Origin of the sequence: Catenulispora sp. MAP12-49 (assembly GCF_041262705.1) — a bacterium.
In the GTDB taxonomy this organism is placed as follows: domain Bacteria; phylum Actinomycetota; class Actinomycetes; order Streptomycetales; family Catenulisporaceae; genus Catenulispora.
The window spans coordinates 60,127-77,993 of the sequence record NZ_JBGCCP010000005.1 but is presented as its reverse complement, the minus strand read 5'-3'; the positions used below and the strand labels follow the sequence as shown (position 1 = coordinate 77,993).

Sequence of the window (17,867 nt, the reverse complement as noted above, 5' to 3'; positions counted from 1 at the left end):
CCGATGAGCGCGGACAAGCGCGGCCTGCCCGGCGCCGGCCTGGCCAAGGGCCTGGCCACGACCCTGAAGACGATGACCAAGCGCTCCGTCACGGCGCAGTACCCGGACGTGAAGCCGGAACTCCCGCCGAGGTCCCGAGGCGTCATCGCCCTGCTCGAGGAGAACTGCACCTCCTGCATGCTCTGCGCCCGCGAATGCCCGGACTGGTGCATCTACATCGACTCCCACAAGGAAGTCGTCCCCGCCACCGAACCAGGCCAGCGCGATCGCACCCGCAACGTCCTCGACCGCTTCGCGATCGACTACAGCCTGTGCATGTACTGCGGCATCTGCATCGAAGCCTGCCCCTTCGACGCCCTCTTCTGGAGCCCGGAGTTCGAATACGCCGAATTCGACATCGTCGACCTCCTCCACGAAAAGGACCGCCTCCGCGACTGGATGTGGACGGTCCCCCCGCCACCCCCGCACGCAGCGAACGCCGAGCCCCCGAAGGAAATCGCCGCCGCCCAGAAGGCAGTCGAGAAGCAGGCGGCGGCCGAGGCCAAGGCGGCAGCCGAGCGCGCGACAACGCCGCCGACGGCCTCGCCGACTACGCCGCCGGCTGCTTCGCCGACCACGCCGCCGGCCGCCCCGCCCCGCCCCGAGAGCGGCTCGGCGAAGCGCACCGCGGCCCCGCGTCCCGAGCGCCCCCGCCCGACTCCCGCGCCCGAGGCCGACACGACGGAGATCCCGAAGGTCACCGACACCGACGCCCCGAAGCGCCGCGACCCGCTGAAGGACACAGCGGAACTGCCGGTGGTCGAGCCGACGCAGTCCGGCACGCAGCCGCTGCCCCGCCCAGAGGCTGCCGCGACGCAGCCCCTGCCCCGCCCCGAGGCTGCCGCGACCCAGCCGCTCCCCCGGCCCGAGGCCGCCACCCAGCCGCTGCCCCGGCCGGAAGCTTTGGCCGAGGCGCAGCTCTCGGCGGGGCTGATCGCGGAGATCGCGGCCGCCGAGGCCGCGGGGAAGCCGGCGGGGGAGACTGAGGGCGAGCCTGCTGCTGGAGTCGAGACCGGTGCTGAAGGCGAGCCGGAGGCGGTTGCCGAGGCCGAAGCGCCGGTCGCGGCCGAGCCGGATGCTGCTGCTGAGCCTTCTGCCGAGGCCAAGACCGAAGCTACTGAGCCAATTGCTGTTGTGCCCGAGGCTCCGGCGCCGGCAGCGGTTGAGCCGGACGTTTCTGCTGAAGCAGCCTCTGCTGAGCCTGAGGCGTCTGCTGTGGTTGAGCCGGAGCCCGCCGCCGAAGCCACCACCTCTGCTGAGCCCGAGGTGCCTGCTGCGGTTGAGCCGGAAGCTTCTGCTGAAGCAGCCTCTGCTGAGCCCGAGGCATCTGCTGGGGTCGAGCCGGAGCCCGCCACCGAGCCGGAAGCCGCCACTGAGCAGGAAGCCGGCACCGAGCCGCCGGCCGAACCCAAGCCCGCGCCCACCCGCGCTCGCAAAACCGCGGCTTCCAAGACCGCAGCCTCCAAGACCGCGGCGGCCAAGAAGTCCGCGGCTTCGAAGTCTGCTGCCTCAAAGACCGCTGCCTCCAAGTCCACCGCCAAAACCACCCCCCGCCGCCCTCGCAAAACCGCGGCTCCCGACACCCCCGCCACCTCCGAAACTCCCGACACCGGCGGCGACACCCCCGCTCCCACCCCCAGCCCCAAGCGCCCCCGCAAGACCGCCGCCTCCGCTCCCTCCGAGCCGCCGGCCAAGCCCGGCTCGGGCGACAGCGGCAGCGGCAGCGGCAGCGGCAGCGACACCGACACCGACACCGGCCCCGCCCCCGACTCCCCGGAGGCCGCCGGATGACCGCCACCCGTGCGCTCGGCTCCACCACCGGGGTCGAGATCACCTTCATCCTGGTCGGGCTGCTGACCTTCGGGGCTGCCGTCCTGACCGTGACCGTGCGCAATCTTGTGCACGCCGCGCTCTGGCTCGTTGTGGCGCTCGGGGGGCTCGCGGGCTGCTATCTGCTGCTCGCCGCTGAGTTCGTGGCGTGGGTGCAGGTGCTCATCTACGTCGGTGCGGTCGCCGTGCTGTTGTTGTTCGGGTTGATGCTGACGCGGGCGCCTATCGGGCGGACCACTGAGCTGGACTCCGGGAATCGTTGGGCTGCCGCTGTTGTGGGGCTGGCGACGGCCGGGGTGCTGGTCAGTGTCGTCGGTGATGCGGTGCGGACCACGTGGTTCGATCCGCGGCAGGCTGTGGTGAACGGGACTGCCAAGGCCGTGGGCTCCAGCTTGTTCCGCTACTGGGTGCTGCCTTTCGAGCTGCTGTCCGTGCTGCTGCTTGCGGCGCTGGTCGGGGCGATCGTGCTGTCCCGGCGCGATGTGTCCGCCGATGCCGAGGGCGATGTCGAGGGCGATGCTCATGCCGTGGGCCACGCCGGCGCCGATTCCGTGACGGAGGCCGAAGCCTGACATGCACGCCATCTACCCCCTCACCCTCGCCGCCCTGCTCTTCGCGGTCGGCGTCTACGGCGTCCTGGCCCGCCGCAACGCGGTGGCCGTCCTCATGGCGATCGAGCTCCTCCTCAACGCCGTCAACCTCAACCTCGTCACCTTCTCCAGCCTCCTGCGCGACCAGTACGGCATGGGCCAGGTCTTCACCATCTTCCTGATCACCGTCGCCGCCGCCGAGACGGGCCTGGGCCTGGCGATCGTCCTGCTGCTGTACCGCAACCGCGGCACCGCTGCCATCGACGACGCGCGCGACCTCGGCGAGGACGGGGCCCTGGGCCTGCGCCGGATCCCGCAGCAGGCGGACGGCGACGGGCAGGGCGCCGGGACCGCCCCCGCCCCGAAGGCGGTGACCAAGTGAGTATCAGCACCCTGGCTCTGTGGATCCCGATCCTCCCCCTGTTCTCCGCCGCGGCCCTCGCGGCGGTCTCGCTGTCCGGCCGCGCCCGCGCGGTGGTCCCGGCTCTGGCCGTCCTCCCGATCGCCGCCGCTGCCGTCCTCACCTTCGTGGTCCTGTTCGGCCACGGCACCTCCGCGGCCACCCAGTCCCAAGTCCGGTACGCGGCGACCGGCGGGCCCGAGATCTGGCTCGGTGCCCGTGTAGACGGCCTGGCCGCGCTGATCGCGGTCCTGGTCGGCGTCGTGGCCACCGCGGTGCAGCTCTACTCGGTCAGCTACATGGCCCACGAGGAGCGCTACACCTCCTACTCCGCCCTCATCTCGCTGTTCACGGGGGCGATGCTGGTCGTCGTCTACTCCACCGACCTGATGGTTCTGCTGGTCGGCTGGGAGGTCATGGGCGCCTGCTCCTACTTCCTCATCGGCCACCACTGGGAGCGCCCCGAAGCCCGCAGCGCGAGCATCAAAGCGTTCCTGGTCACCAAGTTCGGCGACGCCCCCTTCCTGCTGGGCATCCTGTTCCTGGCGCACGGCGCGGGCTCGTTCCGCATCCAGCCTGTCCTGGCGCACGCGATCCAGGAGGGCGGCCACGGCTACACCGCCGCCGGCGCGATCCTGCTGATCGGCGGCGTGATGGGCAAGAGCGCGCAGATCCCGCTGCAGACCTGGCTTCCGGACGCGATGGCCGGCCCGACCCCCATCAGTGCCCTGATCCACGCGGCCACCATGGTCGCCGCCGGCGTCTACGTCGTGGCCCGCCTCTACCCGGTGTTCCTGGTGACGCCGGCCGCGTTGTGGATCCTCGCGATCGCCGCGGCGATCACCGCCGTGACCGCCGCGCTGTCCGCCTTCGCCCAACGCGACCTCAAGCGCATCCTGGCCTACTCCACGGTCAGCCAGCTGGCGCTGATGGTCGGGGCGCTCGCGGCCGGCGGCCGGGACGCGGCCGTGTTCCACCTGATGTCCCACGGTGCGTTCAAGGCCCTGCTCTTCCTCGGCGCCGGCGTGATCATCCACAAGGCCGGCACCGGTGACGTGGACGAGCTCAACACCCAGGATCTGCGCCGCAAACTGCCGCTGACCTGCGTCACCATGACGATCGGCCTCGCCGCCCTGGCCGGCGTCCCGCCCTTCTCAGGGTTCTTCTCCAAGGAGTCGATCGCGGGCGTGGCCTACGACACGGCGACGCACAGCGGCCCGACCAAGTCGCTCCTGGGCATCACCCCGGCCGCCGGTATCGGCTGGCTGGTCTTCGCCGCGACGCTGCTGACCGGCTTCCTCACCGCCGCCTACGCCCTGCGCACCTGGTGGATGCTCTTCGGCCCGCTGGAGCGCGGCTGGTTCCGTTCGGCGGTGGAGATCTCGCAGCGCCAGCCGAAGGCGACGCAGGCCTCGGCGCCGGCGGGCGAAGCCGAGACCGCGACGGCCGAGGAGGTCGCCGCGGCCGGCGAATGGGCCCTGGAGGCCCTCGTCGCGGAGTCGATGCGCGAGGAGACCGAGGCCGCGGAAAAGGCGGCGGCGAAAGCGAAGACCGGCCCCGAGGCACCGCGTGCCGAACTCCTCCCGCTGGTCGTCCTCGCGGCGGTCACCACGGTGTTCGGCTTCGTCGGCCTGAACCTCGGCTGGTTCCCGTCCTGGCTCGGTGACGCCGACGGCGGCGCCTACCGACCGTCGTTGGCCGGCGCCGGCAAGCTCATCCAGCCCGCCGACGCCTACCACCTGGCGCCCGCGCTGGTGTCGAGCATCCTGGCGGTGGCCGCGCTGCTGCTCGGTGTCGCACTGGTCCTGGCCGCCGCCAGGGCGAAGCCGGGCACGGATCCGAACCACGTCCTGGGCTTCCTGCGCAAGCCCGCCTTCCTGGGCTTTCGCGCCGACGACCTCCAGGACGCGATCGTGGTCCGCCCGGTGCAGGCCGCGGCGGACGCGGTCGGCTTCCTGGACACCGAGGTCGTGGACGGCTACGTGCGGGGGAGCGGCGCCGCCGCGCGCCTGCTCGGCGAGGGCCTGCGCCGGTTCCAGACCGGCAACGTCCAGCTCTACCTGACCGGGGTGCTGACCGGAGTGGTCGTCATCGCCGCCGCCCTCGGATTCGGAAGGTAGGGAAAGCGATGAACGCCATTCTGCTGGCGATGCTGCTGGTCCCGCTGGCCGGCATCGCAGTGCTCTACCTTCTGCCGCGGGCCGTCGCCGAGCGCGCCGCGACCCGCCTCGGGTTCTACGCCGGCGGCGCGGTTCTGGTGCTCGCCGCCGCGCTGGCTTGTGTCTTCGACTACTCGAAGGCCGGATACCAGGGGACCGTCGACTGGAACTGGATCCCCGCGCTGCACGTCCGGTTCCACCTCGGCGTGGACGGCGTCTCGCTGCCGCTGATCCTGCTCACCGCGCTGCTGTCGGCCCTGTGCTTCTTCTACTCGATCCGGCACATGCCCGACGGTGGAAGTCAGAGGTCTTATGTCGCCCTGCTGCTGCTCCTCGAGATCGGCATGCTGGGGACGTTCCTGGCCGTGGACCTGATCCTGTTCTTCGTCTTCTTCGAGATCGTCCTGCTGCCGATGTGGGCGTTGATCGCCTACTGGGGCGGCGACGGGGCGAAGGCGGCGGCGAACAAGTTCATCCTGTACACGCTGCTCGGTTCCGCGGTGATGGTCGTCGGGTTCCTGGTGGTCTTCGCCTACGCCGACAGCTTCGACATCGCCTGGCTCACCGCGCACGCCCGAAGCGACGTGCCCAAGGGCGCCGCCCTGACCGCGTTCGCGCTGATCGCGCTCGGGTTCGCGGTGAAGACGCCGATGTTCCCGCTGCACACCTGGCTGCCCGACGCCCACACCGCCGCGCCGACCACCGGATCGGTGCTGCTGGCCGGGATCCTGCTGAAGATGGGCACGTACGGCTTCGTCCGCATCGCGGTGCCGATCCTGCCGCAGGCCGCGCCGACGTACGCGCCGGCTCTCGCGGCGTTCGGGGTCGTGGGCATCATCTACGGGTCGCTGGCGTGCCTGTCGATCGCGCGCAAGCCCGACGGGGACCTGAAGCGGCTCATCGCGTACTCCTCGATCGGCCACATGGGCTTCGTGCTGCTCGCGATCGGTTCGCTGACCCCGGTCGGGATGAACGCGGCGCTGTTCGCCTCGGTGGCCCACGGCCTGATCACCGGCCTGCTGTTCTTCCTGGTCGGCGGGCTCAAGGTGCGGGTGCACTCGGCGAAGCTCGACGACATCGGGCGGGCGCTGTACCGGCGGGCCCCGAAGTACGGCGTGCTGATCGCCTTCGCGGCCATGGCCTCGCTGGGTCTGCCGGGGCTCGCCGGGTTCTGGGGCGAGGTGCTCGCGTTGTTCTCGGCGACCAAGCCGGGGTCCGGATTACGACAGGGTTCTTACATCGCGATGGCCTCGATCGCCGCGCTCGGGCTGGTGTTGACCGCGACCTATCTGCTGGCCGTGGTGCGGCGGGTGTGCATGGGGCCGGCCGCGACGCCGAGCGAGGAGCCGGTGACCGAGCTGACCGCGGTGGAGGCCACGACGTGGTCGCCGCTGGTTCTGCTGACGCTGTTGGCCGGGCTCTGGCCCGCGGTGCTGTTGGGCATCACCAATCCGGCTGTCCAAGTCCTGATGAAGGGAGTCTGACGTGACGGTCTCCTCCCTCGTCCAGAACGTCTCCTACGCGCAGATCGCCGCGCCGCTGATCGTCGCCGCCGGTGCGGTGGCGGTTCTGGTGGCGGAAGTCTTCCTCCCGCCGCGGCGCAAGCCGCTGGTGTCGTGGCTGTCGTTGCTGGTGCTGGCCGGGGCCGCGGTGCCGGACATCGCTTTGTGGCCGGGGCGGACGGTCGGGACGTTCTGCATGCCGCAGAGCGCCGCCAGCCTCTACTCGCTCGGGATGGGCGAGCCGCGCACGCTGCCGAGTACGTGTTCTTATGTCGCGGACCGGTTCACGCTCATCTTCCAGTTCATCGCGCTGGCCGGGGCCTTCATCGTGGTCCTGATGTCCGCCGCGTCGATGAAGCGGGACCGGATCCCGACCGGGGAGTACCACTTCCTGCTGCTGTCCTCGGTGGCGGGCGTCCTGGTCCTGGCGGCGTCGCGGGACCTGATCACGCTGACCGTCGCGCTGGAGACGGTTTCGCTGCCGGCGTTCGCACTGGTCGGGTTGAAGCGGTGGAGCGGAAGGTCCTCCGAGGCGGCGCTGAAGTTCTTCCTGGTGTCGGTGGCCTCGACGGCGGTGATGCTGTTCGGGATCAGCCTGGTCTACGGGGCCACCGGGAACGTGCACTTCGGGCCGGTCGCGCTGCACCTGCATGCCTTGAACGCATCGGCCGGCGGGCCGATCCGGCACCTGGCGTACCTCGGCGTCGGGATGACGCTGGTCGGCTTCGGGTTCAAGGTGTCGGCGGTGCCGTTCCACTTCTGGACGCCGGACACCTACGCCGGCGCGCCGGTCCCGATAGCGGCGTACCTGTCGGTGGTGTCGAAGGCGGCGGGCTTCGCCGGGCTGATCCTGTTGACCGGCACGGCTTTCAGCCCGCTGCTGGACAAGACGGGCCCGCTGCTCGCGGTGCTGGCCGCGCTGACGATGTCGCTGGGCAACCTGGTCGCGCTGCGGCAGCGGGACGCGGTGCGGCTGCTGGCGTGGTCCACGATCGGGCAGGCCGGCTACATCCTGGTGCCGCTCGCGGCGCACGATTCGGTGTCGTACACGAAGCACATCAACGCCTCGATCGCGTACATCATCATGTACGCCGCGATGAACCTCGGCGCGTTCGCCGTGGTGCACTCGGTGCACGACACCCGCCTGGAGGCCTACCGCGGCCTGGCGAAGACCCGCCCGCTGGCCTCCGCCGCGCTGGCGTTCTTCCTGCTCTGCCTCGCCGGGCTCCCGCCGGGCCTGATGGGCCTGTTCGCGAAGGTCGCCGTCTTCGGCGCCGCGGCCGGCTCGCACCTGGTCTGGCTGGCGGTGGTGATGGCGGTGAACGTGGTGATCGCCCTGTACTACTACCTGAGCTGGACCGCGATCCTGTTCGCCGCGCCCGGAGAGGCCACCGCCTCGGTCGGCCGCTCGCCGGCCACGCTGCGGTTCGCGATCGGGCTCACGATGGCGGCGGCGGTGCTGTTCTCGGTGTGGCCGCAGTCGGCTTTCGGGGCTTTCGGGGCCTTCTAGGCGTCGGGCCGGCGGCGGCTCTACCGCAAGCTCTCCCCAGCGAGCTGCTCCAGCCGCCGCACCCGGTCAGGAATCGGCGGGTGCGTCGAGAACAGCTTCGACATCCCGGCGCCGCTGAACGGGTTCGCGATCATCATCGAGCTGGTGGTCATCAGCTCCGGCTCGGGGGCCAGCGGCCGGGCCTGGGTCCCGCGCTCCAGCTTGACCAGGGCCGAGGCCAGGGCCAGGGGGTCGTTGGTGAGGCGGGATCCGGAGGCGTCGGCCTGGTACTCGCGGGAGCGGCCGATGGCCAGCTGGATCATCGAGGCGGCCAGCGGGCCCAGGAACATGATGGCGATCAGGCCGACCAGGCCGGGGCCGTCGTCGTCCTCCGAGCGGCCGATCGGGATCAGCCAGGCCAGGTTCACCAGCCACATGATCACGCTGGCCAGGGCGCCGGCGATGGAGGCGATGAGGATGTCGCGGTTGTAGACGTGCGACAACTCGTGGCCCAGGACGCCGCGCAGCTCGCGCTCGTTCAGCAGGTCCAGGATGCCGGTGGTGCAGCACACGGCCGCGTGCTGGGGGTTGCGGCCGGTGGCGAAGGCGTTCGGGGCGTCGGTGTGGGAGATGTACAAACGGGGCATCGGCTGGCGGGACTGCGTCGAGAGCTCGCGCACGATGCGGTACATCGCCGGCTGCTCCACCTCGCTGACCGGCTGGGCGCGCATGGAGCGCAGCGCCATCTTGTCGCTGTTCCAGTAGGCGTAGGCGTTGGTGCCGACGGCGATGAGCAGCGCGATGGTGACCCCGGTGCGACCCCAGAAGCTGCCGATCCCGATGATGATCGCCGACAGCAGCCCCATCAGCGCCGCGGTTTTCACGGCGTTGTGGCGGCCATGGAGATGCGTGGTGGATGTCATCGACGTCCTTGCCCGTTTGCGTGCGTTCCTTGCCCTTCCCCCTTCGGTCCAACGTAGGTGAAGATCTCCGGGGTTCCCGGGGGTGTGAGCCGGGCGGGTGAGGCGCGCGGGTGGGGCGCGTGGGGTCCGGGTGGTCTAAACCGCCAGATCCCTGGAGGTGAAGCGGGCCCAGGCCAGGCTGAGCGCGACCAGTGCGTAGCCTGCCTGGAGCCACAGGCTGTGGGAGATGGTCCCCCAGTACACGGGGGTCCGTAAGAGGTCGGCGAAGGCCAGCCAGTCGAAGGAGAACAGCCAGGGCTGCACCGGGCCCAGCTGCGGGATCGAGCCGGCGATCTCGGCGGCGACGATCAGCCCGATGGTGCCGGCCAGCGCGGTGGCCGGGGAGTCGGTGAGCGTGGAGATGGTCAGCCCGAGGACCGCGACCCCGGCCATGCAGCAGGTCACGACCCCGGCGATGAGCAGCGCCCGCCCGAAGGCCGCGCTCAGCGGGATGGTGGTGCCGCTGAGCAGGGTGACGTCCCGCATCGGGAACAGCGCGCTGCCGGTGGCCAGCGCCGACAGCGCCACCGTGCATGTCGCCGCCACCGCGTAGACGACGGCCGCCAGCAGCTTGGCGGCCAGCAGCCGGGTCCGGCCCACCGGCCAGGCCAGCACGGTCCGCAGCGTCCCGTCGGCGGCGTCCCCGGCGACCTGGTCGGCGGCGACCACGCCGACCGCCACCGGCAGGAACAGCGGCACGGTCAGCGCCAGCGAGGCGAACACGAGGAACAGGCCGTTGCCGGCCACCTGGTTCAGCATGCCCGTGCCGGACCCGGTGCCGATCCCGGACACCTTGACCGACACCCCGACCAGGACCGGCACCAGCGCGAGTACCAGGAGGATCAGGAGATTGCGACGGCGCCGGAAGGTCAGGGCCAGCTCGATGCTAGGAATGGCTCCCCACCTCCGTGTCCGTCGTCGTGTTGGCCGAAGTGGCCGGCGTCGCGGTCTTTCCAGAAGCCGCCACCGTGGCCTCCAGCGACTGCGGCGTCGCGAAAGCCACGAACAACCGCTGATCCGGCGTGAACACCAGGCTTACCAGCCGGCTGCTCCACACCAGCCCGACCGGCGTCTTGTCCCCGGCGGCCATCATCATCCGCAGGTAGCTCTGCATCGGCGTCCCTGGCGTGCCGGCCAGCGCGGCCAGCACCCCGGCCGCCCCTTCCGGCGTCGGCGCCGAAGCCGCGTGCGACGTTCCGAGCCCCGAGATCAGCTTCTCCGGAGAGACCCCGCCGATCGCCACCGCGGAGGTCCAGTCCTTCCCGGCGCCGTGCACCGGGTTCGCCGGCAGGTCCGGCGCGGCCTCCTCGACCACCTTCGCGCCCGCCGGCGGCGTGAACCGCAGTTCGGCCGGGTCGGCCGAGAAGGCCACCGACTCGAACTCGGCCTGGATCGCAGGACTCGACGATCCCGTCGGATACACCGCGACGCTCAGCGGCACCCCGGTCGCCGCGTCCACCGCGACCCGCACCGACCCGATCGTGGTCCCGTCCGCATGCGGCGTGATCCGCAGGACGTAGCAGTCCCGGCCCGCGACGCGCGTCGTCTCCCGCGTCGAGTAGGAGGTGTCGAACAGCAGCGTCTGCACCGCCGAGGGCCCGGTGAACGTCTTCGCCAGATCCGAGGGCGTGGCGAACGCCAGCAACGCCGAGGTCACCGCGTTCACCGACCCGTGGCGCGCCGTCTGGTGCGAGGAGTCCCACACCCACAGGTCGCTGCCGTCGCGGAACAGGTCGTACTCCGACAGCGTGTCCTGCACGGCGACCCGCTCGCGCGCTTCCGGACCCGAGGCATCGGTGGCCACCCGGACCAGGTGGTCCCCGGACAGCAGCCGTATCGGATCAGCGCCGCCGTCGCTGCCCAGTTTCGGCAGGCGCGGCAGCCCTATGTCGACCTTCAACCGCACCGTCCCGGACACCGCCTGAGTCTGCGGCTTCCCGATCTTTTTGAGAAGCGACACCGGGGATATCCCCGGCAAACGCGGAGGACCCGCCGCCGCCAGGCCGTGCCAGACCGGGGCGGCGACCACCAGGGCGGCCACCGCCACGAGCGGGGTCAGCATGCGCCGGCGCATCGGCTGTGTCCCCGGGCTAGGTCCGGGACGCCGGGCGGTCCGGCGCGGTCGGCGTCACCGGTAGTTGGTGAACTGGATCGCGAAGTCGTAGTCCTGCTCCTTGAGCAGCGATTGTGTGACCTGCAGGTCGTCGCGCGACTTCGAGGACACGCGCAGCTCCTCGCCGATGATCTGCGCCTTGACGCTCTTGGGCGCCTCGTCGCGGATCAGCTTGGAGATCTTCTTCGCGTTCTCCGAGGAGATGCCCTCCTGGATGGAGGCGCTGATCCGGTACTCCTTGCCCGACACCCGCGGCTCGCCGGCGTCCAGCACCTTCAGCGAGATCTTGCGCTTGATCAGCTTGTCCTTGAACACGTCCAGCACCGCGGCGACCCGCTCCTCGGAGTTCGCCCTCATCTCGATGCCCTCGCCGGACCACCGGATCTCGGCGTCCACCCCGCGGAAGTCGAAGCGCTGGGCGATCTCCTTGGACGCCTGGTTCAGCGCGTTGTCGACCTCCTGCCTCTCGACCTTGCTCACCACGTCGAACGACGACTCCGAAGCCACAGTCCGGTCCTCTTCTCTTCAGCTCTTCCGGCGGTCCACGTGCGCCGCGCTGAACGATCCTAGACGGTTGATTCCTGGGGGTTCCGGCAAGCAGCACCGCACCTGGCAAACAGTCTTGCGAAACGGTTCAGCAGCAAGCATGGGCGACCCGGACGACCTCCCTCAGCCTGGTTGGCTGTGGGTGGTCGGCCGGGGCGGCCAGGCGCCGCTGATCAGACAATGCGCCGAAGGCGCCAACGGATACAGCGCGCCGGTACTCCCAGGAATCAACCGTCTAGACGCGTCCTCACTTCCACGACCGCAAGTAGGACCTAGAAGGCGAACCCAGGCCGGTCACATCGTCGTAGCCGGCACCGGTGGAGAGCAGGCCGTCGTCGCCCAACTGGTACAGCCGGGCCTGGTGCGCCCCCTTGCCGTCCACGCCCAGGTCGACGATGGTGGCCGGCGGCGTGCCGGGGCGCGGGGAGTCCGCTCCGAGGGTGCGCGGGCCGACGTCGTGGAACACCCCCGAGGAGGCCAGGCCGTACAGCGCCGGGTTCAGGAAGCCGAATGGATGACCCGCGGCCTGCTCGGCGTCGGCCATCACGCCCGCGAACAGCGGGGTGGCCAGCGAGGTGCCGCCGATCGTGGACTCTGCGTACCCGACCGAGCCGTTCGGCAGTTTCTGCGTGACCCCGGTCATGAACCCGGTCATCGGGTCGGCGTCCATCGCCACGTCCGGGACCACGCGCATCGGCTGCGCCGCCGGCTTGCCGTCCAGCAGGGTCGTGGCCAGCGCCGGCGGGACGACCGCGGCCTGATAGTCGGGCTGCGGAACGTCTTCGCTCGTCCCGCCGCCGCCCCCGAAGCGCCATTCGCCGTTCCCCGCCGCCGGCGCCCACGAGGTCCCGTCCGGCGCCAGCGACGAGCGCCGGTCGCCCCAGCCGACCTCCCCGACGTACTGATCCCACGACCCGATCGCCAGACTGGTCCCGCCGACCGCGGTCACCCACGGGTCCTCGGCCGGGTACTCCGTCTGCGGCCGCGCCGAACCGGTCGCGCACTGCGCCGACGGGTCCTCGGCACCGCAGTCCCCGGTCGCGAACAGGAAGCTGATGCCCTGCTGCCCGCCGCGCTGGAACAGGGCCGAGTACCCGGCCATCGTCGCGGGATCCTCGTCGCCGTACGTGCTGTGCGGGATGCCGCCCCAGGAGTTGGAGACGATGGTCGCCAGGTGGTTGTCGACGACCGACTGCAGCGCGGCCATCAGATCGGTGTCGTCGCAGGACGCGGCGGCGACGTAGACGATGTCCGCCTGCGGGGCCATGGCGTGCACGGCCTCCACGTCCAGCGCCTCCTCGACCGCCCACGAGGACGGCGTCTCGCATTGGCCGTCCGTCAGGTGGTTGTACGCCGGGGGAGTGACCTCCCGGTACTGGCCCGCGCTCAGGGGGCGCTCGTCGTGGTTCATCGCGTAGTGGTTCGCGTCGGCGAGCATCGTGGGGGAGGCGTAGGCGTCCACGATCGCGACGGTGACGCCTTTGCCGCGCTCGAGCGACTGCGTGACGCCGTAAGCGAGGCGGAGCTGTTGGGGGCTGTACCCGCAGACGGCTAAGGGATTGCTGCCGCCGAACGCATCAGGAACGGTCCTGGCGGTGTGCTCGCCGTAGTAGTCGGAGCACTTCTGGGGACCGATGTAGTTGGTGTCGTCGTCGGTCAGCCGGATGTGGTTCGTGTGCATCGCCAGATGGCGGGCTATGTGCTGGGGAGCCGCCGGGACCGGCGACGTCGGGGCCTGCGATGTCTCCGAGACAGCGCCCTGCGACACGGCTATCAGCGCGCCGGCGGCCAGCGAGGCGGCCCAAGCGGAGCGACGGAATAAGCGACCGAACATCAACCCTCCCGAATCGGTACGTATGTCCGCTTCGTACCGTCGGGAGGGTGGAGGGATGCGCGGCCGCCCCGAATGGGTGACCGCGCGTCCTGACTTCTAGTGTTTGAACGAGTTCAGATACTCCTCACGGGGGGATCCGAGCCCGGTCGCGAGGTCGTAGCCGGACGCGGCGGCCAGGCCCTGATCGTGGCCGAGCTCGAACAGCCGGACCTGGCGCCGGCCCTGGGCGTCGGGGCCCAGGTCCAGGACCGTGGAGATGTCCGCGGGCGCCCCGGGCGGGTGCGCCACGACGTCGGTGAAGGTGGCGGACGTCGCGCGCTTGTACAGGTCCGGGTTCGCGAAGCCGATCGGCTTGCCGCCGCCGGCCACCCGGGCCTGCTGCCCGTCCGCCTGCGTCGCGGCGAACATCGGCGCCGCGGCCGAGGTGCCGCCGACCGCGGCCTCGCTGTACTGGCCGGTTCCCGGGTCGGTGACGCCGACCTGCACCGCGGTCAGCAGGTCGCCGTCCATCGCGGCGTCCGGCAGCGTGCGCATCGGCCCGGCGGCCTTCTTCCCGGTCCCGAGCGTGCGGGCGAGCGCGTTGGGGACCACGCCCTGTTGGTAGGCGGGCTGCTGGAAGTCCTCGCTGGTCCCGCCGCCCCCGCCGAAGTAGAAGTCGCCGGGGAACGGGACCCAGCTCTTGCCGTCGGCGGACAGCGTCGAGCGCCGGTCGCCCATCGAGGCCTGCCACAGCGGGTTCGCGTTCGGCCCGAGGGCCAGCGTGGTCCCGCCGACCCCGGTCACCCAGGGCGAGGACACCGGCCACTCGGTCTGCGCCCGCGCCGACTGCGGGTCGCAGCCCGGTCCGGTCCGATTCGAGTCGTCGCCGCAGTCCCCGGTCGCGAAGTAGAGCCCGATGCCCTCGCTCGCGGCGTACTGGAAGACCTGGGTGGCCTGGGAGATCAGCGCCGGGTCGATGTTGCCGGACAGGCGGTGCATGGTCTCGCCGAAGGAGGAGGAGACGATGTCCGCGGCGTGGGTGTCGACGATGTTCGCCAACGTGGCGTTGATGTCCTGGTCCGCACAGGAGTTCGCGCCGAAGTAGTGCACTGTCGCGCCGGGCGCCATCCCGTGGACGGTCTCGACGTCCAGCGCCTCCTCGCCGGCCCAGTCGCCAGGGCTCTGGCAGACGCCGTCCGAGGTGTGCGTCCACTGGCTCGGGGTGACGGTCTCCTGGTACTGGTTGCCCGCGAACGCCCGGTCGCCGTGCGCCTGCGCGAAGCGGTTCGCGTCGGTGAGCATCGTCGAGGAGCCGTAGGCGTCGACGACCGCCACGGTGACGCCGGAGCCGTTCAGGCCGGAGGCGTCGACGCCGTAGGCGGTGCGCAGCTGGCCGGGGACGTAGCCGCAGACGTCGATCGGCTCCGGGGAGCTGTAGCCGCGCGGCAGGCCCGGGTCGGCGTTGACGGCGCCCCAGCTGGGGGCGCAGGGCGGCAGGGCAGCCCGGGAGCGGGGGGTCGTCGTTGCTCCGCGGGAGTGAACGACGTCGGGGTGTTCGGGCAGGTCGGCGGGCCGGGGTACGCCGGTGGAGTGAATCGGGGCGGAGGTGCCCGGTGTGGAGGCGGCCAATGCGGAGGTGTCCCGTGCGGAGGTGCCCATTGCCGTCTGTGCGTGTCCGAGCGTGCTCACGCCGACCGGGTGGGCGCTCATACCCCGCCGAGCCGTGATTGCCGCCGTCGCCCCCTCCCGCATCCCCTGCACCTGCGTCTGGCCGAGCCGGGCCACGTTCGCCACGGCGTGCGCCACGTCGGACGGCGCCGTCAGGGCCCGCATCCCCGTGCCGAACGCGTTGCGCGCGGCCACGGCGCTGCCGGTCGCGTCGATCCAGTGCGCGTCCTGGTTCGTCACGCGCATCCCGGAAGCGCGCAGCCACGTGCGCACCGACCGCAGCTGCGCGTCCGTCGCGCCGAACCGCGCCCGGGCCTGGGCCGGTGTCAGGAAGTGGCCGTACTGCGGGTCGCCGGGCGTCGACACGGCCCGCGCGAAGGCCGCCAGGCCCGCCGGATCCCGCCCCGCGAGCCCGATCCGCACACTCACCGGCCCGCCGCGCTCCTGCGGCCCCGCAGTGCCGCCGGCAGGGCCGCCCGCAGTGCCGCCCGTCGCGGCGTCGGCCGTCCCGGCGGCCAGCAATGCGACCGCCATCGCACTTCCCAGGTATCGAAACATGAACCGGTGTTATCCAGACCAAACCATTTCATGTCGGGTGATTGAAGAGTGTGGCAATGCCCTTATCTGCTTTACAGTCTGCGCAGGCGGATCAGGCGGCTGGCATAGTCCCCGGATGGCAACCCCGGTTCCAAACCGTGTTCCCGCAGTACATCCCCTGAATATGTGGCGCCCCAGAACAGGTCCTGGTACCTCGACCCGGCCCGCAGACCCGGCAGCCGGACCGGCGCCGGCTCGTGCGCGAAGCGCATCGCGGGCCGCCAAACGAGTACCGCGTGCTCCGAGTCGTCGGGTGCCGCGTAGTGCATCCCGGTGAGGCCGTCAGGGGTCTGCAGGCGGTACGCGACGCCCCGCTGGACGAGCGGCCGCACCTCCTTGTACTCGGCCACCAGAGCGGCCGCCTCCGCGAGTTCCTCCTCCGACCACGCGGTCAGGTTCCCGCCGATGCCGAGCGCGCCGGCCATCGCCACGTGGAACCGGAACCGCAGCGGCGTCTCCCGGAACGTGATCGGGTTCGGGCTGTCGGAGGCCCAGGCCGCCATCGCCGCCGCCGGGTAGACCTGCCCGAAGCCGGCCTGGATCCCGATGCGGTCCATGGGATCGGTGTTGTCCGAGGCCCACACCTGGTCCACGCGCGCCAGCATGCCCAGGTCGATCCGGCCGCCGCCGCCCGCGCAGCCCTCGATCCGCAGCCCGGGGTGGGCCGCGCGCAGCCGGTCGATGACGCCGTAGACGTTCTGGACCGCCACGGCCCACATCCGGTCCGGGTCCGGCGACCCCGGCCACCCGGCGTCGGTCACCGGCCGGTTCATGTCCCACTTGAGGAAGTCGACGCCGTGCTCGCGGACCAGCTCGTCCAGTGTGGCGTGGACCCATTCGGCCACATCGGCGCGCGCCAGGTTCAGCATCAGCTGGTTCCGCAGCTCCGTGGCCCGGCGGGTCGGCGCGTGCACGACCCAGTCCGGATGGGCCCGGAACAGGTCGCTGTCGGCGTTCACCATCTCCGGCTCCACCCACAGGCCGAACCGCATGCCGAGCCGGTGTACCTCGTCGGAGAGCGGCTTGAGGCCGTCGGGGAAGGCGCCGGGGTACGGCGTCCAGTCGCCGAGCCCCGCGCGGTCGTCGCGGCGCGCCCCGAACCAGCCGTCGTCCACCACGAACAGCTCGACGCCGGTGCGGGCGGCCAGGCCGGCCAGGGTCTTCTGGCCGGCCTCGGTGAGGTCGAAGCCCATGGCCTCCCAGGAGTTGTAGAGGACCGGGCGGTCTTCCTCCGGGTGCGGGAGGACGTGGTCGCGGACGTACTCGTGCCAGGCGCGACTCGCGCCGCCGAAGCCGTCCGCGGTGTAGAGCCCTGCGAAGATCGGGGTCCGGACGCGCTCCGACGGCTCGATGCGGAAGCTCTGAGCCTCGTGGCCGTAGCCGCCGGTGAACGTCACGCGCCCGACGGGATCGCGGTGTACGGCGATCCGCCAACTCCCGCTCCACGCCAACGCCGCGCTCCAGACCGACCCGGACGTCTCGGTCGCGGTGCCGGCGTCCAGCGCCAGCCACGGGTTCGCGTGGTGGCTGGTCATGCCACGCCGGGAGACCAGGACGGTCTCGGCGACCGGCAGGCGGTCGCGCTGGAGCTGGGTCTCGCTGCCCCAGCCGCCGGCGAGGTGGGTGAGGCGATAGTCGGGCTGCTTCGGCAGGGTCCAGGACGCGCTGTCGGCGCGTTCGAGGACGATCGGTTCGGCGTCGGCGGAGCCGGTGTGCGCGATCTCGGTCCAGCGCTCGATGACGTCGCTGTCGGGCCGGACGCGGTAGAGGAGGTCGCACGCCAGCGGGTAGACGCGGTCCTCGAGCTTCAGTCGTAGAACGCCGTCTTCGATGTCGTGGCCGACGTAGCGCCACTGTGCCCCGCGCACGCCGTCCGCGAACCGCACGCGCAGTCCGGCCGGGCCGAAGCGCGCCCCGGTCTCGATCGGCAGTTCGTCCGGCGCCGCGTCGGCCTCGAAGCTGCTCTCGGCCGGTGAGCGCCATTCGCGCAGCTCGGTCGCGTCCAGCGGCGTGCCCCAGTACACGTGGCGCGGGCTGCCGTCGTCGCCGATCCGAAGCGTATAGACCGATTTCGGTGTCCGCAGGACAATCATGCCGCGCTCGGCATCGACGGATACTGATTCGTCAGCGTGGGCGTTCATGGCGGCATCCTAAAAGGG

At 71.2% G+C, this 17,867-nt stretch carries 13 protein-coding genes; 6 read left to right on the top strand and 7 right to left on the bottom strand.

Annotated features, from left to right (window positions below; genetic code table 11):
• Positions 1–3 precede the first annotated feature (3 nt).
• From ABIA35_RS12780 to ABIA35_RS12755, 6 genes are read left to right on the top strand one after another with little or no spacing between them, the layout of a single operon-like run.
• Entirely contained in the window at positions 4–1,830 is a 1,827-nt protein-coding gene (locus tag ABIA35_RS12780; RefSeq protein ID WP_370358024.1) for a 4Fe-4S binding protein, read from the top strand.
• A complete protein-coding gene (locus tag ABIA35_RS12775) occupies positions 1,827–2,441 on the top strand; it encodes an NADH-quinone oxidoreductase subunit J (protein ID WP_370337134.1) in 615 nt (204 codons plus the stop codon). The genes ABIA35_RS12780 and ABIA35_RS12775 overlap by 4 nt, the downstream gene beginning before the upstream one ends.
• Before the next feature lies 1 nt (position 2,442).
• Positions 2,443–2,841: an NADH-quinone oxidoreductase subunit NuoK gene (nuoK, locus tag ABIA35_RS12770; protein ID WP_370337136.1), complete on the top strand. Its 399-nt coding sequence runs from the start codon at positions 2,443–2,445 to the stop codon at positions 2,839–2,841.
• On the top strand, positions 2,838–4,979 hold the full coding sequence (locus ABIA35_RS12765) for an NADH-quinone oxidoreductase subunit L (protein ID WP_370358023.1): 2,142 nt from the start codon (positions 2,838–2,840) through the stop codon (positions 4,977–4,979). The genes nuoK and ABIA35_RS12765 overlap by 4 nt, the downstream gene beginning before the upstream one ends.
• 8 nt (positions 4,980–4,987) lie before the next feature.
• Positions 4,988–6,502: a NuoM family protein gene (locus tag ABIA35_RS12760; RefSeq protein WP_370358022.1), complete on the top strand. Its 1,515-nt coding sequence runs from the start codon at positions 4,988–4,990 to the stop codon at positions 6,500–6,502.
• Position 6,503: 1 nt separating this feature from the next.
• Positions 6,504–8,030: an NADH-quinone oxidoreductase subunit N gene (locus tag ABIA35_RS12755; protein WP_370358021.1), complete on the top strand. Its 1,527-nt coding sequence runs from the start codon at positions 6,504–6,506 to the stop codon at positions 8,028–8,030.
• Between the two features lie 20 nt (positions 8,031–8,050).
• Here ABIA35_RS12755 and htpX read toward each other — a convergent pair whose 3' ends face one another.
• The 7 genes from htpX to ABIA35_RS12720 form a co-directional block, all read right to left on the bottom strand.
• Positions 8,051–8,932: a zinc metalloprotease HtpX gene (htpX, locus tag ABIA35_RS12750; RefSeq protein WP_370337145.1), complete on the bottom strand. Its 882-nt coding sequence runs from the start codon at positions 8,930–8,932 to the stop codon at positions 8,051–8,053.
• 135 nt (positions 8,933–9,067) lie between these two features.
• Complete coding sequence (locus ABIA35_RS12745; RefSeq protein WP_370358161.1) at positions 9,068–9,844, bottom strand: ABC transporter permease subunit; 777 nt, start codon at positions 9,842–9,844, stop codon at positions 9,068–9,070.
• Between the two features lie 13 nt (positions 9,845–9,857).
• Positions 9,858–11,033 (bottom strand): outer membrane lipoprotein carrier protein LolA, encoded by a 1,176-nt coding sequence (locus tag ABIA35_RS12740; protein WP_370358020.1) that lies wholly within the window; start codon positions 11,031–11,033, stop codon positions 9,858–9,860.
• 66 nt (positions 11,034–11,099) lie between these two features.
• Positions 11,100–11,591, bottom strand: a complete 492-nt coding sequence (locus ABIA35_RS12735; protein ID WP_370337149.1) for a YajQ family cyclic di-GMP-binding protein — start codon at positions 11,589–11,591, stop codon at positions 11,100–11,102.
• A gap of 286 nt (positions 11,592–11,877) precedes the next feature.
• Positions 11,878–13,464, bottom strand: a complete 1,587-nt coding sequence (locus ABIA35_RS12730; RefSeq protein WP_370358019.1) for a S8 family serine peptidase — start codon at positions 13,462–13,464, stop codon at positions 11,878–11,880.
• A gap of 96 nt (positions 13,465–13,560) precedes the next feature.
• Positions 13,561–15,645 (bottom strand): protease pro-enzyme activation domain-containing protein, encoded by a 2,085-nt coding sequence (locus ABIA35_RS12725; RefSeq protein WP_370358018.1) that lies wholly within the window; start codon positions 15,643–15,645, stop codon positions 13,561–13,563.
• A gap of 95 nt (positions 15,646–15,740) precedes the next feature.
• Complete coding sequence (locus ABIA35_RS12720) at positions 15,741–17,849, bottom strand: alpha-galactosidase (protein ID WP_370358017.1); 2,109 nt, start codon at positions 17,847–17,849, stop codon at positions 15,741–15,743.
• Positions 17,850–17,867: the final 18 nt, after the last annotated feature.